15 protein-coding genes and 1 pseudogene are annotated in these 22,755 nt (G+C 68.8%); 3 read left to right on the top strand and 13 right to left on the bottom strand.

The genetic code is table 11. The annotated features are described in order from the left end of the window. Positions 1 to 15 precede the first annotated feature (15 nt). On the top strand, positions 16 to 2,760 hold the full coding sequence (locus tag O7601_RS20380) for a beta-L-arabinofuranosidase domain-containing protein (RefSeq protein WP_281562687.1): 2,745 nt from the start codon (positions 16 to 18) through the stop codon (positions 2,758 to 2,760). A gap of 322 nt (positions 2,761 to 3,082) precedes the next feature. Here O7601_RS20380 and O7601_RS20375 read toward each other — a convergent pair whose 3' ends face one another. After that, positions 3,083 to 4,078, bottom strand: a complete 996-nt coding sequence (locus O7601_RS20375; RefSeq protein WP_281566984.1) for a LacI family DNA-binding transcriptional regulator — start codon at positions 4,076 to 4,078, stop codon at positions 3,083 to 3,085. A gap of 213 nt (positions 4,079 to 4,291) precedes the next feature. On the opposite strand from O7601_RS20375, the pseudogene O7601_RS20370 reads away from it, so the two are divergent. After that, a pseudogene (locus O7601_RS20370) lies at positions 4,292 to 4,537 on the top strand (RICIN domain-containing protein); the annotation flags it as partial. A gap of 203 nt (positions 4,538 to 4,740) precedes the next feature. Here O7601_RS20370 and O7601_RS20365 read toward each other — a convergent pair. From O7601_RS20365 to chvE, 12 genes are all read right to left on the bottom strand, one after another. Then, entirely contained in the window at positions 4,741 to 6,837 is a 2,097-nt protein-coding gene (locus tag O7601_RS20365; RefSeq protein WP_281562686.1) for an RICIN domain-containing protein, read from the bottom strand. A 380-nt stretch (positions 6,838 to 7,217) separates the two neighbouring features. Further along, positions 7,218 to 8,720 (bottom strand): L-arabinose isomerase, encoded by a 1,503-nt coding sequence (gene araA / locus O7601_RS20360; protein WP_281562685.1) that lies wholly within the window; start codon positions 8,718 to 8,720, stop codon positions 7,218 to 7,220. Positions 8,721 to 8,747: 27 nt separating this feature from the next. Next, complete coding sequence (gene yjfF, locus O7601_RS20355; protein WP_281562684.1) at positions 8,748 to 9,737, bottom strand: galactofuranose ABC transporter, permease protein YjfF; 990 nt, start codon at positions 9,735 to 9,737, stop codon at positions 8,748 to 8,750. 76 nt (positions 9,738 to 9,813) lie between these two features. Next, a complete protein-coding gene (locus O7601_RS20350) occupies positions 9,814 to 10,887 on the bottom strand; it encodes an ABC transporter permease (RefSeq protein ID WP_281562683.1) in 1,074 nt (357 codons plus the stop codon). Next, positions 10,884 to 12,425, bottom strand: a complete 1,542-nt coding sequence (locus tag O7601_RS20345) for a sugar ABC transporter ATP-binding protein (protein WP_281562682.1) — start codon at positions 12,423 to 12,425, stop codon at positions 10,884 to 10,886. The genes O7601_RS20350 and O7601_RS20345 overlap by 4 nt, the downstream gene beginning before the upstream one ends. 174 nt (positions 12,426 to 12,599) lie before the next feature. Then, a complete protein-coding gene (locus O7601_RS20340; RefSeq protein WP_281566983.1) occupies positions 12,600 to 13,592 on the bottom strand; it encodes an ABC transporter substrate-binding protein in 993 nt (330 codons plus the stop codon). A 129-nt stretch (positions 13,593 to 13,721) separates the two neighbouring features. Further along, positions 13,722 to 14,414 (bottom strand): L-ribulose-5-phosphate 4-epimerase, encoded by a 693-nt coding sequence (locus tag O7601_RS20335; protein ID WP_281562681.1) that lies wholly within the window; start codon positions 14,412 to 14,414, stop codon positions 13,722 to 13,724. Continuing rightward, positions 14,411 to 16,081, bottom strand: coding sequence for a ribulokinase (gene araB / locus O7601_RS20330; RefSeq protein ID WP_281562680.1), 1,671 nt, complete (start codon positions 16,079 to 16,081; stop codon positions 14,411 to 14,413). Before araB ends, O7601_RS20335 begins: the two co-directional genes overlap by 4 nt. A 118-nt stretch (positions 16,082 to 16,199) precedes the next feature. Then, positions 16,200 to 17,525 (bottom strand): ROK family transcriptional regulator, encoded by a 1,326-nt coding sequence (locus O7601_RS20325; protein WP_281562679.1) that lies wholly within the window; start codon positions 17,523 to 17,525, stop codon positions 16,200 to 16,202. Between the two features lie 83 nt (positions 17,526 to 17,608). After that, positions 17,609 to 18,856, bottom strand: coding sequence for a multiple monosaccharide ABC transporter permease (gene mmsB, locus O7601_RS20320; protein ID WP_281562678.1), 1,248 nt, complete (start codon positions 18,854 to 18,856; stop codon positions 17,609 to 17,611). Beyond that, positions 18,853 to 20,400, bottom strand: a complete 1,548-nt coding sequence (mmsA, locus tag O7601_RS20315; protein WP_281562677.1) for a multiple monosaccharide ABC transporter ATP-binding protein — start codon at positions 20,398 to 20,400, stop codon at positions 18,853 to 18,855. Before mmsA ends, mmsB begins: the two co-directional genes overlap by 4 nt. 80 nt (positions 20,401 to 20,480) lie before the next feature. Beyond that, positions 20,481 to 21,611, bottom strand: a complete 1,131-nt coding sequence (chvE, locus tag O7601_RS20310; RefSeq protein WP_281562676.1) for a multiple monosaccharide ABC transporter substrate-binding protein — start codon at positions 21,609 to 21,611, stop codon at positions 20,481 to 20,483. Between the two features lie 678 nt (positions 21,612 to 22,289). On the opposite strand from chvE, the gene O7601_RS20305 reads away from it, so the two are divergent. Next, positions 22,290 to 22,751 (top strand): VOC family protein, encoded by a 462-nt coding sequence (locus tag O7601_RS20305; protein ID WP_281562675.1) that lies wholly within the window; start codon positions 22,290 to 22,292, stop codon positions 22,749 to 22,751. Positions 22,752 to 22,755 lie beyond the last annotated feature (4 nt).

Here is a 22,755-nt window from a genome sequence, read left to right as displayed (position 1 = left end):
ACCACGGAGGTCGTGATGCCCTACCCGTCCCTCAACCGTCGACACGTGCTCCGGGCCGCCGGCGCGGCCGCCGTCGCCGCCGCCGTCGGCCCCGCACTGGCCAACGGCACCGCCAGTGCGGCGCTACCCCCGGCGCGACCCGACCTCGGCGTCGCCGCGTACGCATTCGAGCCGGGCCAGGTGCGGTTGACCGCCAGCCGCTGGCTGGACAACCAGAACCGCACGGTCAACTATCTGCGCTTCGTCGACGTCAACCGGCTGCTCTACAACTTCCGCGCCAACCACCGGCTGTCCACCGCCGGCGCCGCGGCTCTCGGCGGCTGGGAGGCACCCAACTTCCCGTTCCGCACCCACTCCCAGGGCCACTTCCTGAGCGCCTGGTCGTACCTGTGGGCCGTGCTCGGCGACACCACCTGTCGGGACAAGGCCAACCACATGGTGGCCGAGTTGGCCAAGTGCCAGGCCAACAACGGTGCCGCAGGCTTCAACACCGGCTACCTCAGCGGCTTCCCCGAGTCCGACTTCACCGCGGTGGAGAACCGCACGCTCAACAACGGCAACGTGCCGTACTACGCCATCCACAAGACCCTGGCCGGGCTGCTCGACGTGTGGCGGCACATCGGCAACAACCAGGCCCGCGACGTCCTGCTGGCGTTCGCCGGCTGGGTGGACTGGCGCACCAGCCGACTGAGTTCGGCGCAGATGCAGGCCATGCTGGGCACCGAGTTCGGCGGGATGAACGCCGTGCTGACCGACCTGTACCAGCAGACCGGCGACGCCCGTTGGCTGACCACCGCCCAGCGGTTCGACCACAACGCCGTGTTCAACCCGCTCGCGGCCAACTCCGACCAGCTCAACGGGCTGCACGCCAACACCCAGGTACCGAAGTGGATCGGCGCGGCCCGCGAGTTCAAGGCCACCGGCACCACCCGGTACCGGGATATCGCCAGCAACGCGTGGAACATGACGGTCAACGCGCACACCTACGTCATCGGCGGCAACAGCCAGGCCGAACACTTCCGGGCGCCCAATGCCATCGCCGGCTACCTGCGCAACGACACCTGCGAGGCGTGCAACACGTACAACATGCTCAAGCTGACCCGGGAGCTGTGGCTGCTGGACCCGAACCGGGTCGCGTACTTCGACTTCTACGAGCGGGCACTGCTCAACCATCTGATCGGGGCGCAGAACCCGGCCGACAACCACGGCCACATCACGTACTTCACCCCGTTGAACCCCGGCGGGCGGCGAGGCGTCGGACCGGCGTGGGGCGGCGGCACCTGGAGCACCGACTACAACTCCTTCTGGTGCTGCCAGGGCTCGCAGCTGGAAACGAACACCACCCTGATGAACTCGATCTACTTCCACAACGACACCACGCTCACGGTGAACCTGTTCATGCCCTCGGTGCTGACCTGGTCGCAGCGCGGCATCACGGTCGCCCAGAGCACCACCTACCCGGTCAGCGACACCACGACCCTCACCGTGACCGGCGACGTCAGCGGGTCGTGGACGATGCGGATCCGCATCCCGGCCTGGACGCAGGGCGCGACGATCAGCGTCAACGGCGCAGCACAGAACATCACCACCACCCCGGGCACGTACGCCACCCTCACCCGATCCTGGACCTCCGGCGACACGGTGACGGTACGGCTACCGATGCGCGTGATCGTGCAGCCGGCCAACGACGATCCGAACGTGGTGGCACTGACCTACGGGCCGGCGGTGCTCTCCGGCAACTACGGCAACACCGCGCTCTCCGCTCTGCCCGCCCTGGCCACCACCTCGGTCAACCGGACCAGCACCTCGGCACTGGCCTTCACCGCCACCGCCAACGGCGCCACGGTCAACCTGATCCCGTTCTACGACGCGCACGGGCACAACTACACCGTCTACTGGAACGCCAGCGGCCAGTCCCCGGACACCGGGACGGCGACGTTCCGACTGGCCAACGCCGCGAGCGGCCTGGTGCTCGGCATCGAGAACATGTCCACCGTCGACGGGGCGCCCGCGTTGCAGTGGGACGACAACGGCACCGCCGACCACGACTGGCAGCTGGTCGTCGACGGCAACGCGGTCAAGTTCCGCAACGCCAACAGCGCCAAGGTGCTCGGCGTGCAGAACATGTCGAGCGCCGACAACGCACAGGTCCTGCAATGGTCCGACACCGGCACGGCCGATCACCGGTGGACGATCGTGGACGTCGGCGACGGGTCACACAAGATTCGTAACGGGCACACCGGCAAGCTGCTCGCCACCCTCAACGGTTCCACCGCGCAGGGCGCCCGGGTCGTCCAGGATCCGGACAACGGCACGCCGGACAACCAGTGGCGGTTCGTGCCCAACGGCGCTCGCCGGATCCAGAACCTGGCCACCGGTCTCGTGTTGGGCGTGCAGGACATGTCCACCGCCGACGGTGGCCTGGTGATCCAGTGGGGCGACACCGGCACCGCCGACCACCTCTGGACCGCGATCGTGGACAGCGGCGGCTACCTGCGGCTGCGCAACTCCCACAGCGGCAAGGTGCTCGGCGTGGAGAATGGCAGCAGCAGCAACGGCGCCCGCGTGGTGCAGTGGGCCGACAACGGTGCGGCCAGCAACCGATGGCGGCTGCGGTACGCCGCGAACGGCTACTTCCGGATCCAGTCCGCCAACAGCGGGCGGGTCCTCGGCGTCACCGGCGCCTCGTCCAGCCAGGGTGCCCAGATCGTGATTTGGGACGACAGCGGCGCGGGCGACCACCGTTGGCGCTTCATCTGAGCCTGACCGCTGTCACCGAGGCCGCCGGGCACGACCTACCGCGGGGTCGTGCCCGGCGGCCTCGCCCGTTATCGCATCCACCGCCATAGCTTGAGCATGTTATCGATAACATGCTAGGGGCAGGGAGCCACGGGCACGCTCCTGTTCCAGGTCACCGACCACCGGGCCGAGGCAGCCATCGCGCCGACCCGCCTGGCGGCTTGTCCGGGTCGGCATCCGCGAGACGCCGCGCGCTGTCTGTCCGCGCGGAAGGGCACGTCGATGAAATCCAGAACCGGAGGCACCAAACTTCTTGATCACCCCCCGAGGGGTTCGGGGTGGGTCAGGGGCGGGGGGCGGGGGGTGGGGCGACGCTGCGGCGGGCCACCAGGGTCGGGGCGATGGTCCGGCGCAGGGCACCACCGCTGACCGACTCGATCTGGGTGAGCAGCATCTCCAGGCTCGCCCGGGCCACCGCGCCGAAATCCGGTCGCACGGTGGTCAGCGGCGGAATGAAGTAGGCGGCCTCCGGTACGTCGTCGAAGCCGACAACGCTGATGTCGTCCGGCACCCGGCGGCCGTGCTCGTGCAGGGCACGCAGCACCCCGAGGGCCAGGTGGTCGTTGGCGGTGAAGACCGCGGTGACGTCGGGCATCCGGGCCAGCATCTGCCCGCACCGGTAGCCGGCCGCCGCAGACCAGTCCGCCGGTACCAGCGGCGGGATCTCCGCGCCGGCCGAGGTCAGCGCCGCCCGCCAGCCCTCGATCCGGCCGGCACTGTCGAACCAGTCCGACGGACCGGAAACGTGCCAGACCGTACGATGGCCGGCGTCGAGCAGGTGCTGGGTGGCGGCCCGGGCACCGGCCGCCTGGTCCACCGTCACCAGCGGCATCGGCCGGTGCGGATCCCCGTCCACGGTCACCAGCGGCACGTCCTTGGGCAGGCGCTCCAGCGCCTCGCCGGCCGACTCCACCGGCGCGATCACCACGATGCCGGCGACCCGGTGGGCCAGGTGCCGCTCCACCACCGCCGAAATGGATCGATGATCGAGGTCACGCACGCTACCGACACTCACTGCGAAACCGGACTCGGCGGCCGCTTGCTCCAGCGCGGCCAACAGCGAGGCCGGACCGTAGAGGGTGGTGTTCTGCGCGACCACCCCGATCACCTGCGACCGGCCGGTGACCAGCGCGCGAGCCGCCCGGTTCGGTCGGTAGCCGAGTTCGGCGATGGCCGCCTGGACGCGCAGTCGGGTCTGTTCGCGTACGTTCGGGTGCCCGTTGAGCACCCGCGAGACCGTTTGATGGGAAACACCGGCGAGGCGGGCCACGTCCGTCATCGCAGGATCGCGTACGGCCATCTCACACTCCCCGCAATCCAGTCGCTCGCCGCAGCCCGTCGGCGATGACTGGAACGGCTCAGGTACAAAGATCCCCTCGCGCGGTGCCCACGCCGGCCCGTGCCGTCCCGGGTGGAGAGCGCTAGATCACGCACAGTCTAGCGCCAGCAGCCGCCCCGGTGGCCGCCGGGCCGTCCGCGTACGCCGCACAGCGGCAAATGCGTCGACGTGCGCGACGTCTCCACGGCCGACGGGGCGCAGATCATCCGGTGCACCTGCCACGACGGCCTGAACCAGGTCGTCAGCTGGCGATCGACCGCTGACGGCTACCACCAGCTGGTCAACCTCAACAGCAACAAGTGTCTGAACGTGACCGGCGGATCCACCGCTCCCGGTGCCGCCCTGGAGCAGCGCACGTGCGGCTCCGCGTCCAGCATGCAGCGGTCCCGCGCCGCCTGAGCTGCAGGTAGCTGCGGGCCGAACGGGCGCCGGGTGGGGATGTCTCCCACCCGGCACCCGCATGTCCCCCGGCTGCCGGCGGCGGCAATCGCCGGACCGGAGGAGGGGCCTGCCGCCCGCTCGGCGGGTGGGCGACAGGCCCGGTCTCTGTGGGTGTCGAACGGTCCGGCATCGGTACGGTGCCGGACCGGTCAACCGTCATCTCATGGCGTGGCCAACTCGAAACGGCGCACCGTCACCGATCCGCCCAACGCCTGGGTGGCGTAGTTGAAGATGGCGAACCGGTAACCCATGAAGAACCTCCAGCTGTTGTTGAGCGTCAGGGCGGTGCCCAGCGGGACGAAGGTGACCCCGTCGGTGCTGTAGGAGAAACGCGCCTGCCGACCGGAACCGGGCCGGATGTCGGCGTTTGCCCGCAGCCAGATCCGCCCACCGGAGACCGCGGCGCTGGCGATCTCGCTGCCGGTGCTGCTGGTGTCCCAGTCGCTGTTCATGTTCAGCCCGTTGGTCATGACCACCCGGGTGGCGCCGTTGTCCCGCCGTACGCCGATCCACGCGGAGACGTCGCGCAGCATGGCCAGGCCGGTGCGATCACCGTCACGCATCGTCGAGTAGTCGATCTCGACCGTTCCGGTCGAGGTCGGTCCCTGGATGCGGTGGGTGATCGTGTTCCGTGCCCGGTAGAGGTCGTTGGTCACGGTCGCGGTCTGCAACCGCAGCCCGTTGTTCACCGACCACCGGCTGTTGTCGGGGTTGTGGTTCCACTCGTACCGCGGGCCGAGGGTGGTGCCGGCGAACGTGTCGACGCCGGTGAGCGGCTTGACCGGGCGCAGGGGCAGCGGGTTCGGGTAGTTGACCCCCCAGGCGCCGTTGACCGTCTGCACCTGCGGCCAACCGTCAGCGGTCCAGGTGATCGGCGCGAGAGTCGGCATCCGGCCACCGGGGTACGCGTCGGTGAAGGCCATGTAGTACCAGGAACCATTCGGCAGCTGCACCAGCCCGCCCTGGTGGGGCACCCCGCCGCCGGAGATCGGACCCCGCATGTCGAGCAGCACCTGGCGCTGCTCGTACGGGCCGAAGGGACCGTTCGTGGACTTGAGCACGTACTGGCCGTTGGCCGGGCGGGTCAGCCAGATGTAGTACGCGCCGTTGCGCTTGTAGAAGCGCGCCCCCTCCAGGGTGCCGATGCTCGACGGGGTCTGGTACACCTGCTGGGCCCGGACCTGGCTGCGCCCGTCGGCGGAGAGCTGAGCCACGCTGATGGTGCCGTTGCCGTACGCGACGTACATGGTGTCGTTGTCGTCGATCAGCATCCCGGCGTCGTAGTAGCACTGCGGCAGGGTCGCGTGCCGGCTCCAGGTACCGTCGACGGCCGTCGCGGTGTAGATGTGGGTCTGGGCGAAGTTGATGCATCCGGCCCAGTAGTAGGTCTGGTTGCTCGGCCGGTAGTTCAGCGTGGAGGCCCAGATGCCCTCCACGTACGCCTGTTGTCCGGCGGGCAGGTCGTACTTGGTGCCGAAGTCCAGACGGGGTACGGAGTGCCCGGCGAACTCCCAGTTCACCAGGTCGTACGAGCGCAGGATCGGGGCGCCGGGCGAGTAGTGCATGGTGGAGGCGGTCATGTAGTACACCTCGCCGACCCGGATGACCTCGACGTCGGCGAAGTCCTGCCAGACGACCGGGTTGGTGAAGCTGCCGCCGGGGGGCGGGTCGGTGGGGGTGCCGCCGTTGCCGACCTGGACCAGTTGCCACTGCTGGTTGGCGCCGCCCCAGTCGTCGTACTGCACGATGTTGCCGCCGTCGGCGGTCGAGGCGTTCTGCACTTCCATCACCTTGTTGGAGTTGCGGTTGATCAGCCGGACGTGACCACCCGCCGAGTCGGCCAGCCGGAACTGCTGGTTGGTTCCGTTGTGGTCGCTCCACTGCACGATCGACGCACCGTTGGCCGTGGAGAAGTTGTAGACGTCGAGCACCTTGCCGGAGTGCCGCGAGCGCAGCCGGTAGTAGCCGCCGCCGGAGTCGACGAACTGCCACTGCTGCCACGCGCCGTCGTTGCGCGCCCACTGGGTGATCCGCGCTCCGTCGTTGGTGGCCATGTTGTAGACGTCGAGCGCCTTACCGCTGTTTCGATTGACCAGCACGTACCAGGCGTTGGTGTCCACCGTGGCCGCGGCCGCGGGCGATGGCGCCACCGCGGCGAGCGAGCCGCCCACCACCATCGCCGCCAGGATGGCCGCCGCGCGCGACAGCCAGCCGCGCCGGCCCGGCGCGGTCCGTGGGACCTCACCATTGGCAATCATGATTCTCCTTCGGGATGTGAGCAGAACGAACAGGACGGTCCCTCTGCGGCCCACGCCGTCGCCAATCCGGTGCAGAGTGTGATCGCTAACATGGCCGCTCTGCCCAGGGAGAAGTCAGGTGACCACCAGCTTCGGAGCGATGTGGCGCGTCCCGGACGCCCACAGATATCGTCCGTCTTCGTTATGACTGTGAGCGATAACACGGCCTTCGTCAAGACGTAACATCGACGACGCCGTACGGCTCGCAGCAACCTGCTCGCGGTCCCCGGCCGACGGGGTGGCGCACCGGCCGGGGACCCTGCCACGCGCAGGCGCGGGCAGTCGCTGGCATGGCGTACGCGGCCCCTCCGGCCGTCGGCAACGCCAGCACCGGATGGCGGTCAGAACCCCCGCGCGAGCCGGTAGTACGCCTGGTTCCAGCGCAGCTCGTCGGCGAACCGCCGGGGATCGGTGTCGGCGTCGATGACGACGAGTTCGGTACGGCTCATCTCGGCGAGGTCGTGCAACTCCTCCACGCCCAGCGCCTGGGACAGCACGGTGTGGTGGGGGGCACCCGCGGTGATCCACGCTTCGGCGGAGCCGGGCAGGTGCGGTTGCGGCCGCCATACCGCCCGGGCGACCGGCAACCGACGCAGTGGTTGCGGTGGGGAGACCACGTCGACCTCGTTGGCCACCAGCCGGAAACGCTCGCCCATGTCCGCCAGGCCGAGCACCACCGCCGGCCCCGGCGCGGCGTCGAAGACCAGCCGGACCGGGTCCTCGCGACCGCCGATGCTCAGCGGATGGATCTCCACGTTCGGTACGTCCCCGGCGATCGAGGGACACACCTCGAGCATGTGGGCACCGAGCACCAGTTCCTCGCCCGGGGTGAGGTCGTAGGTGTAGTCCTCCATGAACGAGGTGCCACCCTCGGTGCCGACGGCCATCGCCTTGAGGGTGTGCACCAGCACCGAGGTTTTCCAGTCCCCCTCACCACCGAAGCCGTAGCCGTCGGCCATGAGTCGCTGCACCGCGATGCCGGGCAGTTGACGCAGCCCGCCCAGGTCCTCGAAGTTGGTGGTGAAGGCGCGGAAGCCACCGGCGTCCAGGAAGGTACGCAGCCCCAGTTCGAGCCGGGCGGCATACCGCAGCGAATCGTGCCGCTCACCGCCGGGCCGTAGCTCGGCGGCGACCCGGAAGGTGTCGTCGTACTCCTTGACCAGGTCGTCGATCTGCGCCTCGGCCACCTCGTCGACCACCCGCACCAGGTCGTTGACCCCGTAGGTGTTCACCGAGACGCCGAAGCGCAGCTCCGCCTCGACCTTGTCCCCCTCGGTGACGGCCACGTCGCGCATGTTGTCGCCGAATCGCGCCAGCCGCAGCGAACGCATGGCCGACCAGCCGATCGCCGCCCGGGTCCAGGCACCGACCCGGGAGACCACGCGGGGATCGGAGACGTGCCCGGCGACCGTCTTGCGGGCCACCCCGAGCCGGGTCTGGATGTACCCGAACTCCCGGTCGCCGTGCGCGGCCTGGTTGAGGTTCATGAAATCCATGTCGATCTCGTCCCACGGCAGCAGGACGTTGGCCTGGGTGTGCAGATGCAGCAGCGGCGTCTGCAACGCGTCCAGGCCCGAGATCCACATCTTCGCTGGCGAGAAGGTGTGCATCCAGGCGATCACCCCGACCGCCCCCTGCGACGCGGCATCCCGGCAGGTCCGCAGGATGTCGGCGCTGGTGGTCAGGACCGGCTTCCAGACCACCCGGGCGGGAATGTGCGGCGATTCGTCGAGCAGAGCGGCGATCTGACGGGACTGGTCGGCCACCTGCCGGAGCGTGTCCTCGCCGTACATTGCCTGGCTTCCGGTGAGGAACCAGACCTCGGGTTCAGGGTGTGTTGCCATGGGAGTTGCCTTCCGCGAGAGGGGCGGTCACTTGTAGCGGATGCCGATGAGGCGCTGGAGCAGGATGAACGCGAAGAGCAGGCCTCCGATCACGATCTTGGTCCACCAGGAGTTGAGGCTGCCGTCGAAGGTGATCAAGGTCTGGATCACGCCGAGTACCAGCACACCGAGCACCGTGCCGAAGATGTACCCCGAGCCACCGGTGAGCACCGTGCCACCGATGACCACGGCCGCGATCACGTCGAGTTCCATCCCGATGGCGATCAACGGGGCACCGGACAGCGTGTAGAAGGACAGCAGGATCCCGCCGATCGCCGCGCACAGGCCACTGATGGTGTAGACCGCGATCCGGGTCCGGCCCACCGGCAGCCCCATCAACAGCGCCGACTGCGGGTTGCCGCCGATCGCGTAGACGTTGCGTCCCAGTCGCGTGTACGCCAGCACGTACGCGGCGATCAGGACCACCGCGAACGCGACAAGCACGCTGATCGAGACGAAGTTGCCCCGGGGATCGCCGATCCGGTGCTGCGACATCGTGGTCCAGAACCCGTCGGTGATCGGAATCGACGCGTTGCTGATGAACGTGCACATGCCACGGGCGAAGAACATCCCGGCCAGGGTGACGATGAAGGGCTGGATGTCGAAGAAATGGATCGCGCAGCCCATCAGGAACCCGAGCGTCGGCCCGATCAGCAGAGCGATCACCAGCACCAGCAACGCGGGCAGGCCGGATTGCAGCAACCAGGCCGAGACCATCGCGGTCATCGCCGCCACCGAGCCGACCGACAGGTCGATACCGCCGGTGAGGATCACGAAGGTCATCCCGACCGCGATGACGAGCAGGAAACCGTTATCGATGAAGACGTTGAAGACCACCTGGATGTTCGAGAAGGCCCGGTACTGGGACACACCGATGCCGTACATCACCAGCAGCAGCGCCAACGTCGCCAGCACCGGCATGTGCCGCCGAGGCAGCTTGGCCCAACCCGGGCCGGTGGAGATCGAGAGACTACTCATGCCGGCACTCCGCTCCGCTCCGTGCCGCCATGAGGCACCAACACCCTGAACTGACGATTCGCTCGCTGACGCTCACTCATGCCGGCACCTGCTCCTTCTGCCGCTGCGGAGACGACTGGGGCGGCGGCGGTGTCCCGGGCCGTCGACGGCGGAACTTCGCCCGGAAGGCCGGCGCCTGGATGAGGCAGACGGCAATGACGACGACCGCCTTGAACAGCAGTGCCGTCTGGGGTGAGATGTTCATGGCGTACACCGTGGTGGTGAGGGTCTGGATGATCAGGGCGCCGAGGATGGTGCCGCCGAGGTAGAACCGGCCACCGGCGAGCGAGGTACCGCCGATCACGACCGCGAGGATCGCGTCCAACTCCACCCACAGGCCGGTGTTGTTGCCGTCGGCGCTTGAGACGTTGGCGGTCATCATGAACCCGGCGATCGCGGCGCAGACGGCGCTCACCACGTAGACGAGGAAGACCACCCGACCGGACCGGATGCCCGCCAGTCGGCTGGCCTCCCGGTTGCCACCCACCGACTCGACGATCATGCCGAGCGCGGTACGGCGGGTGAACGCCGCGACGAGCAGGGCCGCGGCCAACGCGATGAAGATCGCCAGAGGCAGGGTCAACAGGTGCCCCAGCCCGATCGCCCGGTACGGACCGGAGTTGATGGTGATGATCTGGCCCTCGGCGATCAGCTGTGCGAGACCCCGGCCGGCCACCATCAGGATCAGGGTGGCGATGATCGGTTGGATGCCGATGACGGAGACCAGGACCCCGTTCCAGGCACCGAGCACCAGCGCGACCCCGAGTGCCATCGCGAGCGCGGTCAGCACGGTGACCAGATTGTCCTGGTCGGGCGCCCGGCTGATGTAGAGACAGGCGATGGCGCCACTGATCGCGCAGGTCGAGCCGACCGACAGGTCGATGCCGCCGGTGGAGATGACAAGGGTCATCCCCAGCGCGACCAGGATCAGCGGAGCGCTCAACCGCAGGATGTCGATCGGGGTGCCGTACAGGTGCCCGTTGTTGACCTCGATGGCCAGGAACCCCGGACGGTAGATGGTGTTGGCCGCCAACATGACCACGAGCACAGCGACCGGCCAGAACAGCCGGTGGCCGAGCATCGTACGGAAGCGGTTCCCGGCGTCGCTCATCGGCTCGCCTCCTCACGCTCGGTTCCGCTGGCGATGGTCTGCATGACGCGGTCGGCGTCCACCGTGTCGTCGTTGTCCAACTGGGCGACCAGCTCCCGGTCGCGCATCACCGCGATCTTGTGGCTCAGGCGCAGTACCTCCTCCAGCTCGGCGGAGATGAACAGCACCGCCATGCCCCCGTCGGAGAGCTGCACCACCAGCCTCTGGATCTCGGCCTTCGCGCCGATGTCGATGCCCCGGGTCGGCTCGTCGAGGATGAGCAGTCGCGGCTCTGTGATCAGCCAGCGGGCCAGCAGCACCTTCTGCTGGTTGCCGCCGGAGAGGTTGCGCACCGGCATGTCCGGGTTGGCCGGACGGATGCTCAACGCCTTGATGTACCGGTCGACCAGTTCGTCCTGACGGCGACGTGGGATCGGGCGCAGCCAGCCCCGGGCGGCCTGCATGGCCAGGATCATGTTCTCCCGGACCGACAGATCGCCGATGATCCCCTCCGCTCGACGGTTCTCCGAACAGAAGCCGATGCCCTGCTCGATCGCCTGCACCGGGTTACGCAGGCCCGTCCGGGCGCCGTTCACCTGAACCTCGCCACGGTCGGCCCGATCCGCACCGAACAACAGCCGCGCCACCTCGGTACGACCGGAGCCGAGCAGCCCGGCCAGGCCGACCACCTCACCGGCATGGATGGTCAGGCTGAACGGGGCGACCGCGCCCCTGCGGCCGAGCTGCGACACCTCAACGAACGGAGCGCCGCTCTCGATCGCCGACGTCGCCGGCCGGGGCTGCTCGTCGATCCGTTCGAGGACATCGAGCTCCTTGCCGATCATCTTCTCCACCAGCGCCAGCTGCGGCAGCTCGTCGATCGGGTACTCCCCCACCAGCGTGCCGTTACGCAACACGGTGATCCGGTCGGCGATGCCGTAGACCTGGTCGAGGAAGTGGGTCACGAAGAGGATGGCGATGCCCTCGTCACGCAACTGCCGCATGATCCGGAACAGTTGCGCGACCTCGCCTGCGTCCAGACTGGAGGTCGGCTCGTCGAGGATCAGCACCCGGGCCTGTACGTCGATCGCTCGGGCGATCGCGACCATCTGCTGCACGGCCAGCGAGTAACTCGCCACCGGCGCGGTGACATCGATGTCGAGGTCCAGGCGGGCAAGCAGCTGTCGGGCGCGCCGCCGCACCTCGCCCCAGCGCACGGCGCCGAAGCGGCGCGGCTCCCGGCCGATGAAGATGTTCTCCGCCACGGACAGGTTCGGACAGAGGTTGACCTCCTGGTAGACCGTGCTGACCCCGGCCGCGGCGGCCTGCATCGGTCCGTTGAAGGCCACCTGCTCGCCGTCGAGGGTGACGCTGCCCTCGTCGATGCCGTAGACGCCTGTCAACACCTTGATCAGGGTCGACTTGCCGGCGCCGTTCTCGCCCATCAGGGCGTGCACCTCGCCAGGAAGGAGCCGGAAGTCGACATTGTGGAGTGCGCGCACCCCGGGAAAGGACTTGCTGATCCCGGTCATCGTCAGGACCGGACGACTATCCGTCATCCCATCGATCCTCTTCTAAATTCTATCGGCGCGGAAGGGCCAGTGGTCCCGGCACGCCGCCCGGCCAGCGGGCCGGCCGGGCGGCGTGGCGTGGGACGTCGGGCCGGACGCCCAGTCCGTCGGAATGGGCGACGCGGCGGGGCCGCCACGTCGGTGCGGCGGCCCTCTGCGTCATCAGTACTTGCGGTTGGGCAGGGCCTCCTTGGCCTGCTCCTGGGTGAAGGTGGTCTCCTCGGTCTCGATCCGCGGCGGCACCTCCTCGCCGGCGTCCACCTTCTTCGCGAGGTCCATCAGCTGTGGGCCGAGCAGCGGGCTGCACTCCGCGATGAAGTTGAACTTGCCGTCGGCCAGGGCCTGCATACCGTCCTTGACCGCGTCGATGGTGATGATGGTGATGTCCTTGCCGGGCTCCTTGCCCGCTGCGGTGATCGCCTCCAGCGCGCCCAGACCCATGTCGTCGTTGTGCGCGAAGAGCACGTCGATCTTCGGGTGAGCCTTCAGGAACTGCTCCATCACCTGCTTGCCGCCCGCACGGGTGAAGTCGCCGGACTGGGAAGCGATGACCTTCAGCTTGGGGTCGGCCGCGATCGCCTCGGCGAAGCCCTTCTTCCGGTCGTTGGCCGGGGCCGAGCCGGTGGTGCCCTGCAACTCGACGATGTTCACGTCGCCGGTCGCGTCCTTCTTGTTCTCCACCAGCCACTCACCGGAGAGCCGGCCCTCCTTGACGAAGTCCGAGCCGAGGAAGGTCTTGTAGAGCGACTTGTCGGCGGAGTCCACCGCCCGGTCGGTCAGGATGACCGGGATGCCGGCGTCCTTGGCCTCCTTGAGCACCGTGTCCCAGCCCGACTCCACCACCGGCGAGAAGGCGATCACGTCGACCTTCTGCTGGATGTAGTTGCGGATGGCCTTGATCTGGTTTTCCTGCTTCTGCTGCGCGTCGTCGAACTTCAGCTCGATGCCGGCTTCGGCCGCCGCCTCCTTGATGGAGTTGGTGTTGGCCGTACGCCAGCCGCTCTCCGCGCCGACCTGGGAGAAGCCCAGGACGAGCTTGCCGTCGTCGCCGTCGCCGCCGCCGGTGTCGCTGTTGCCGCAGGCTGCCACGCCGCCGGCGAGCAGCACGGCGGCGACGACCGCGATGGCGCGCCGACGCGCCATGGGCATTCGCATGTTCCTCATCGGATCTCCTCGGGTGGGGTGCGGTTGACCACGCGGGCCGCAGAGGTGCACGAGCAGCCAGCGCTGGTGGTGCGGAATCTGTGCGTCAGGTGGTGCCAGGCAACCCGGATCATCGGGCGGTCAGGAGTTCGCCGGAGGCGAAGAACGTTGGCCGTAGACGTTCTGGTAGCGGTCGTAGAGGGCGTCGATGTCGGCCTGCGCCATCGGCACCGGTTGCCCGAGCGCGCGCGCCAGGTGCGCGGTTCGGGCGACGTCCTCACACATCACCGCGGCCTTGACCGCGGCCCGGGCGTTGCGCCCGATGGTGAAGACGCCGTGGTTGCGCATCAGCACCGCGGGCGAACGGTGCCCGGTGAGGGTGCTGACGATCCCCTTGCCGATGTCGTCGCCGCCGATCAGGGCGAACGGACCCACGGGGATCTCCCCGCCGAACTCGTCGGCCTGCGCGGTCAGGTGGCACGGGATCGACTCACCCCGCGCCGCCCAGGCGGTGGCGTACGTGCTGTGGGTGTGCACGACACCGCCCACCTCGGGAATGGCGCGGTAGACATAGGCGTGCGCCGCGGTGTCGCTCGACGGCGAGAGTTCCCCCTCGACGGGCACGCCGTCGAGGTCGCAGAGCACCATGTTGTCGGCCGACAGGTCGTCGTAGTCGACGCCGCTCGGCTTGATCACCATCAGCTCGTGGCCGGGTACCCGGGCGGAGACGTTGCCGGCCGTCCAGGCGACCAGACCGTACCGGGTCAGCTCGCCGTGCAGCCGGGCCACGCTCTCGCGCAACTCGCTGATCTGTCGGCTCACTTCGACGTTCACGCGAAGACCTCCTGCGGCGACGTCGCCGAGTCCACGGCCGCGTTGCGGATCGCCCGCAGGCGCAGCATCACGTCGTTGGCCCCGCGACCGAAGTGGTCGTGCAGCGCCCGGTACTCGGCGTAGAGGGCGTCGTAGGCGCGTACCCGGTCCGGGTCCGGCTGGTAGACCGCCGCCGAGATCCGCCCCATCGCCTGGGACGCGTGATGGATCGAGGGGTGGGCACCGGCGGCCACGGCGGCGTGGATCGCCGAGCCGAGCGCCGGCCCCTGCGCGGAACCGATGATGCCCAACGGCCGGTTGGTGACGTCGGCGTAGATCTGCATCAGCAGCTCGTTCGAGGTGAGGCCACCGGCGATCACCAGGTCCTCGACCGGCACACCGGCCTCGACGAACGCCTCGATGATCATCCTGGTGCCGTACGCCGTCGCCTCCAGCAGGGCCCGGTAGACGTCCTCCGGACGGGTGGCCAGGGTCAGTCCGACGATCAGGCCGCTGAGGTCGTGGTTGACCAGCAGCGACCGGTTGCCGTTCCACCAGTCCAGCGCGACCAGGCCGTGCGCGCCCACGGGCTGCGCGGCGGCCAGCTCGGTGAGTCGCTCGTGCGAGTCCACGCCGGCCGGGGCGGCATGCTTGACGAACCAGCCGAAGATGTCGCCGACACCGCTCTGCCCGGCCTCGTAGCCCCACGCACCGGAGCTGATGCCACCGTCGACCACCCCGCACATGCCGGCCACCTCGGCGAGATCGGTGCCGTTTACCACGTGGCAGGTTGAGGTACCCATGATCGCCACCAGCCGGCCCGGATCGAGCGCCTGGGCGGCGGCCGCGGTCACGTGCGCGTCGACGTTGCCGACCGCGACGGCGATCCCCTCCGGCAACCCCGTCCAAGCCGCGGCACGGGCGGTGAGTCCACCGGCCCGGGCGGCAAGCGGCATCAGCGGGCCGTCCAGTTTGGCCACGAAGTCGTCGAAACCGGGGTTGAGCGCGGTGAGGTAGTCCGCCGACGGGTAGCTGCCGTCCTGGTGGATCCCCTTGTAGCCGGCGGTGCAGACGTTGCGGGTCTCGACACCGCACAACTGCCAGATGATCCAGTCCGCCGCCTCGATGAACCGCTCGGCCCGGTGGTAGACCTCCGGATCCTCCTCCAGGATCTGCAGGCCCTTGGCGAACTGCCACTCGGCGGAGATCTTGCCGCCGTAGCGACCGATCCAGGGCTCGCCACGTTCGTGGGCCAACGCGTTGATCCGGTCGGCGTGCGGCTGGGCGGCGTGGTGCTTCCAGAGCTTCACCCAGGAGTGCGGACGCTGCCGCAGCTCCGGCACCTCGCACAACGGCGTACCGTCGGCCAGCGTCGGCAGCACGGTGCAGGCGGTGAAGTCGGTGCCGATGCCGACGACGTCGCCCGGGTCGATCCCGGCGGCGGCCACCGCCGCCGGGACGGCGTGGCGGAGCACGTCGCGGTAGTCCTCCGGGTCCTGCAACGCCCAGTCCGGCGGCAGCGGCGTACCCCCATCCGGCAGCGCTGCGCTGATCACCGCGTTGCGGTACTCGTGCACCGCGGTCCCCAGCTCGGCACCGTCGCGGACCCGGACCACCAGGGCCCGCCCCGACAGGGTGCCGTAGTCGACGCCGACGACGTACTTGTCGCCCGCTGCCACACCGCTCATCTCCACCTCCGGCCGATGACGGACCTCAGTGTTAACGCTCACATCCGATGTCGTCAAGACACCTCCCGGCAACAGCTCCGTAACGGACTGCATGGTCGCAGGCCCACCCGCTCATCGGCTACCCCATGCCACCGCCCCCGACCGCGTCGTCGGCACCGGCCGCCCTGCTCAGGTTTCCTGCCGCCGGCGGAAACCCGGCACCGGCTCGGACGTCGACACGCCAGCCCGCGCCCGGCGTCAAGGCGGTCAGCACCGCCAGCGGATCATCGAGTAGCCGGGCGAAGCCGAGTTCCGCCGCGCCGACCAGGGTGGCGTCGTCGCCGAGGGCCGCGATGCGCAGCCGGACCGTCTCCCGGGCCACCGGCAGCACGTGACGTGCGATGCGCCCGCGCACCTGCGCGGCGGCGCCAGGGTACAGGTCGCACAGCATCCCGCCGAAGACCACCAGGCCCGGATTGAACAGGTTGATCAGGTTCGCCACCCCGATGCCGAGCCAGTCACCGATGCGGCGCAACGCCTCCCGCGCCGCCGGATCCCCACGGTCGGCGTCGTCGGCCACCGACCGGACGGCGGCGCGCCCGAACAGCTCGGCGGGCCGACCGGCGGCGTCGAGCAACGCCCGCTCCCCGACCTCCGCCTCCAGACAACCGTACGAGCCGCAGCCACAGGGCCGGCCGTCGTACGGGTTGACCACCATGTGCCCCAACTCGCAGCCGTAGCCACTGTCGCCGCCCAGCAGCCGCCCACCCACGATGATCCCGCCGCCGACGCCGACGTCACCGTGCAGGTAGACGAGGTCGTCGAGACCGACACCCGCGCCGCGCTGCTGCTCCGCCTGCGCGCCGAGGTGGGCCTCGTTGCCCACCGTCACCGGTAGGCCGATCCCGAGGCGACGCCCGAGTTCGTCGCCGAACGCCTGATCGACCCAGCCCAGGTCGGGCCCGTACCGCACCATCCCGTCGCCCGGGCGGATCATGCCGCAGTACGACGCGCCCACACCGACGCAACGGGCGCCCGGCGGTGCCGCCCGGTGCAGCTGACGGCCGAACCGGGCGAGGACCGCGACCACGTCGTGCAGGTCCGGCCCGGCGCGCGGACGCACCGCTTCCCGCCGGTCGAGGATCCTCCCGCCGAGCCCGACCCGGGCGGCGACCACGCGGTCCACGGCGACGTCGAAGGCCAGGACGTAGCAGCTCTTGGACGCCGGTCGCACCACCAGCGACGGGCGACCGGCGCGGCCGGTGTCCACCGGCGACTCCTCGCCGACGAGGTCGAGCCGGCTCAGCTCGGTGGTCAGCGCCATGATGGTGCTGCGGTTCAGGCCCATCCGTTCGCCCAGCTCGGCCCGGGACAGCGGGCCGTGGAGATGCACGTGCCGCAGCAGCGTGCCGGCGTTGCGCCGACGAATCTCCTCCTGGACCAATCCGACCTCCGGGGTCGGCACCGCGCGACGCGGAGCCGACCCGAGGAAGTGTTTCCACACCGTGACCCGACGTCAAGCGCAGGGCCTTGCGCTTGACGTCCGGCTCAGCGGCTCGCGCCGGCGCGGCGCTTGTTGTAGACGTCGAAGGCCACGGCGACCAGCAGCACGAGGCCCTTGACCACCGACTGCAACGACTGGTCCACACCCATCAGCTGCATCCCGTTGCTCATCACCGCCATGATGAGCCCGCCCACCATCGCACCGACGACCGTACCGACGCCGCCGGTGACCGCCGCGCCGCCGATGAACGCGGCGGCGATCGCGTCGAGCTCGAACATGTTGCCCGCCGCGGGCTGGGCGCCGTTGGAACGCGAGGAGAAGATGATGCCGGCCACCGCGGACAGGAATCCCATGTTCACGAAGATCCAGAAGTTCACCGTGCGGACCTTGACGCCCGACAGCATCGCCGCGGACAGGTTGCCGCCGATCGCGTAGACCTGCCGACCGAAGACGGTACGCCGGGTGAGCAGCCCGTAGACGAGCACCAGCGCGGCCAGGATGATCAGCACGATCGGCAGACCACGCGCGTGGGCCAACTGCCAGGCGAACCACATGACCACGGCACCGACCAACGCCAGCCGGGCGACGAACAACGCGAAGGACTCGACGGGCTGCTGGTAACGGACGCGGGCCGCCCGGGTGCGGAAGCCACTCACCACGTATCCGGCCACCGCGATACCGCCGATGAGCAGGGTGAAGGCGTCGTAGCCGTCACCACCGATGAGTCCGTTGAGGAATCCGGCCGCGATCCGGTTGTACTCCGCCGGGAACGGCGACAGCGAGATGTTGTCCAGCACCCGCAGGGTGAGGCCGCGGAACAGCAACATGCCGGCGAGGGTCACGATGAAGGCCGGGATGCCGACGTACGCCACCCAGAAGCCGTGCCAGGCGCCGACCGCGATCCCCACCGCGAGGGCGGCCAGCACGCCGACCCACCACGGTTGTCCCTGCCGGATCACGACCACGGCGGAGACCGCGCCGGTCAACGCCACCACCGAGCCGACCGAGAGATCGATGTGCCCGCCGATGATCACGATGACCATGCCGATGGCGAGCACCAGGATGTACGAGTACTGAAGGACAATGTTGGTGATGTTGCCCGGGCTCAGCGAGAGACCGTCGGTCAGGAACGCGAACAGGGCCACGATGACGACGAGGGCGACGAAGATGCCGCTCTGCCGCAGATTGTTCAGGATCAGCGTACGTGGGTCGCTGGTGCCGACGTGCAGTGCGGCGGCGGAAGCGCTCTCGGCCGACTTCCGATCGGTCGAGGAGGGCTTGGTGCTGGTCATCCGACGCTTTCCTTGTCCTTCGCCATGAGTTCCATGAGCTTTTCCTGGGTCGCCTCGACGACCGGCACCTCGCCCGTGATGCGTCCGGCCGACAACGTGTAGATGCGGTCACACATGCCGAGCAACTCCGGCAGTTCGGAGGAGATCATGATGACGGCCTTGCCGTCGGCCACCAACCGGTTGATGATCGTGTAGATCTCGAACTTCGCCCCGACGTCGATGCCTCGGGTCGGCTCGTCCAGGATCAGCACCTCCGGGTCGGTGAACAGCCACTTCGACAGCACGACCTTCTGCTGGTTGCCGCCGGAGAGTTTGCCCACCACCGACATCACGCTCGGCGCCTTGATGTTCATGTCGCGCCGACTGGACTCGGCGACCTTGATCTCCTCGTTGTCGTTCACCCAGCCCAGCCGGGCGAGCCGGCGCAGCCCGGCAGCCGAGATGTTGCGCCGGATGTCCTCGATGAGGTTCAGGCCGAACCGCTTGCGGTCCTCCGTCGCGTACGCGATGCCGTTGCGGATGGCCTCCGCGACGGTGCGCGCCCTGACTTCCCGGCCGTGCACGAACAGCCGGCCGGTGATGTCACGCCCGTACGAGCGCCCGAAGACACTCATCGCCAGTTCGGTACGGCCGGCGCCCATCAGGCCGGCGATCCCGACCACCTCACCGGCGCGCACGTCGAGGCTCGCGCCGTCGACGACCAGGCGGTCCTGGGTCGGGTGGCGCACCGACCAGTCCTCGATGCGAAGCACCTCCTCCCCCGGCGTGGAGACCCGGTCGGGGTAGAAGCTGTCGATGTCGCGGCCCACCATCCCTCGGATGATCCGCTCCTGGGTCACCTCGCCGGAGGCCATCTCGAGCCGCTCCACCGTCCGCCCGTCCCGCAGCACCGTGGTGGAGTCGGCGATGGCGGTAATCTCGTTCAGTTTGTGCGAGATCATGATGCAGGTGATGCCCTCGTCACGCAGGCGTCGCATCAGGTCGAGCAGGTGGGCCGAGTCGACGTCGTTGAGCGCGGCGGTCGGCTCGTCGAGGATGAGCAACCGGACCTTCTTGGAGATGGCCTTGGCGATCTCGACCAGTTGCTGCTTGCCCACGCCGAGCTGCACCACCGGCGTCATCGGGTTCTCGGCCAGCCCCACCGAGGCGAGCAGTTTCGCCGCCTCGGCGTTGGTGCGGTTCCAGTCGATCAGCCCGCCGGGCCCGCGCTGTTCGTTGCCCAGGAAGATGTTCTCGGCGATCGACAGGTACGGCACCAGGGCGAGTTCCTGGTGGATGATGACGATGCCCCGCTGCTCGCTGTCGCGGATGCTGCGGAAGTGCACCGGTTCGCCGTCGAGGAGGATCTCCCCGTCGTAGCTGCCGGAGGGGTAGACCCCGGAAAGCACTTTCATCAGGGTGGACTTGCCGGCGCCGTTCTCGCCGCAGATGGCGTGGATCTCCCCACGGCGTACGGCGAGGGTGACGTCCTGGAGCGCGGCCACGCCCGGGAAGGTCTTGGTGATGCGACGCATCTCAAGGATGTTGTCGTCCGTGCTCACCATCCTGAGCCTCCAGATCGTCGGGGGTGTCGAGGGTGGTGCCGGGCTCGGCCGCGGTTGCGCCGCCGAACCCGGCGGTGCCGTCAGCCGGCCTGGCCGGCGGCGACCTCCTCGGCGGTGAAGTAGCCCGAGTCGATCAGGACCGGCTTGATGTCGTCCTTGAACACCGTCTGCACCGGCAGCAGGTACGACGGGACGACCTTGACACCGTTGTTGTACGTCTCGGTGTCGTTGGCCTCCGGCGTCTTGTCGGTCAGGAACGCCTCAGCGGCGATGACGGCCTGCTCGGCCAGCAGCCGAGTGTCCTTGAAGATGGTGGAGCTCTGCACCCCGTCGTCGATCAACTTCACCGAGGCGATCTCGGCGTCCTGGCCGGTCACCACCGGGAAGTCCGCCCCCTTGTAGCCGGCGTTCTGCAGGGCGGTGATGATGCCCCGCGACAGGCCGTCGTACGGCGACAGCACGCCGTCGACCTTCGTGCCGCTGTTGTAGCTGGAGGTCAGCAGGTCCTCCATCCGCTTCTGCGCGGCCTCCTGCTGCCATCGCAGGATCGCCACCTGCTCGATGTTGGTCTGCCCGGAGGTCACCTTCAGGGTGCCGTCGTCGATGAACGGCTTGAGGGTGTCCATCGCCCCGTCGAAGAAGAAGTGGGCGTTGTTGTCGTCGAGCGACCCGGCGAACAGCTCGATGTTGAACGGGCCCTTCGCCTCGCCCCGCGCGCCGTCCTTGGTCTGCACCCCGAGGCCGACCAGCAGTGCGGTCGCCTGCGCGACACCTACCTTGTAGTTGTCGAAGCTGACGTAGAAGTCGACGTTCGGGCTGTCCCGGATGAGCCGGTCGTAGGCGATGACCGGGATGTTCGCGTCGGCCGCCGCCTGCAACTGCCCACTCAGCGCCGTGCCGTCGATCGCCGCGACGATGAGCACGTCGGCACCCCGAGTGATCATCTGGTCGACCTGCTGGGACTGGGTGGGGATGTCGTCGCCGGCGTACTGGAGGTCGACCTGGTAGCCCTTGGCTTCGAGCTTCTCCTTGACCGAGTTGCCGTCCGCGATCCACCGCTCGGAGGTCTGGGTCGGCATCGAGACGCCGATGGTCAGATCGGCGGGCTGGTCGCTGTCGTTTCCGCCACTGCCGGCGCCCTCGCCGCTACAGGCCGCCATGCTCAGCGCCAGGACGGCGCTGCCGAGAGCGGCCAGGACTCTTCTGTTCACTGGCTTCCCCAATCTGGAACTCGCGCCGTCGCACCGGCTGCGCGGGTCGCACTTGGGGGCAAGTGTTAGCGCTCACAATGCCTAGGTCAACACCTTGTTGGAAATACTGCGGTCACGGTCTCGTAACGAACGCCACGCTCCCCCATCTGGCCGAATCGTCGCAGGCCAGGACGGCGATCACGAGGTGCGACCAGGGCGTCGCGCGGACCGACCGGACGGCGCTCATCGACGCCAGAGAATACGGCAAGCCAGGGGCGACGAGAACCCCAGGGCCGAATTCCGTCCACACCCGACCACGGCCGTCGGGTGGACGGCGGCGAACCGGCGATTCGCCCGGTGATGGGAACACTCGGTTTCGACGCCGTTACCAAGGCGGCCTCGACATCAGCCCAACCGACGCCGGCGGCCTCGTCGTACCAGAGCGCCAGGTCACCGGCGGCCAACACCTGTGGCGGTGCCACCGAGTCCGCTCGGGCCGCGGCGGTCCACGGCAGCGGCAGCAGGGCTCCGCCCGCACCCGCAGCACCAGGCTTGCGGGCCTGCCGTCGAGTCAGCTCTGACATCGATCAGGCGAATTCGAGCCGCCAGCGTCATCGCCGGACACCACGGTCGCGCACCGAGATGTCGGTCCTGCCTGGCACATTGGTCGCCCTGACGTACACCGATTGGAGCTGCCCGATGAGCCGCCAGATCCAGGTCACCTTCGACGCCCACGACCCGACGGCGCTGTCCACGTTCTGGCGGGACGTACTGGGCTACGTACATCCCGGCCCGCCCGGAGTTGACCTTCCCGAGGGTGCCGACCCGCTTGCCGCGTGGGACGACTTCCTCGCCCACATCGGCGTACCGGCGGAGCAGCGCAACACCAGGTCGGCCATTGAGGACCCGGACGGGCACGGCCCACGGCTGTTCTTCCAACAGGTGCCGGAGGACAAGATCGTCAAGAACCGGGTGCACCTCGACGTGCGGGCCGCGCCCGGGCTGACCGGAGCGGAACGGATGGCAGCACTACAGGCCGAGTGTGATCGGCTGGTCGCGTTGGGTGCCACGCAGGTGCGCCGGGTCGAGCCCGCGCCGCCACTTGAGGCCGGCTTCATCGTGCTGACCGATCCCGAGGGCAACGAGTTCTGCCTCGACTGACCGG

This window comes from Verrucosispora sp. WMMD573 (assembly GCF_027497175.1).
Taxonomy (GTDB): domain Bacteria; phylum Actinomycetota; class Actinomycetes; order Mycobacteriales; family Micromonosporaceae; genus Micromonospora.
Note: the sequence above shows the minus strand (reverse complement) of the source record. Positions and strands in the feature narration are given on the sequence as shown.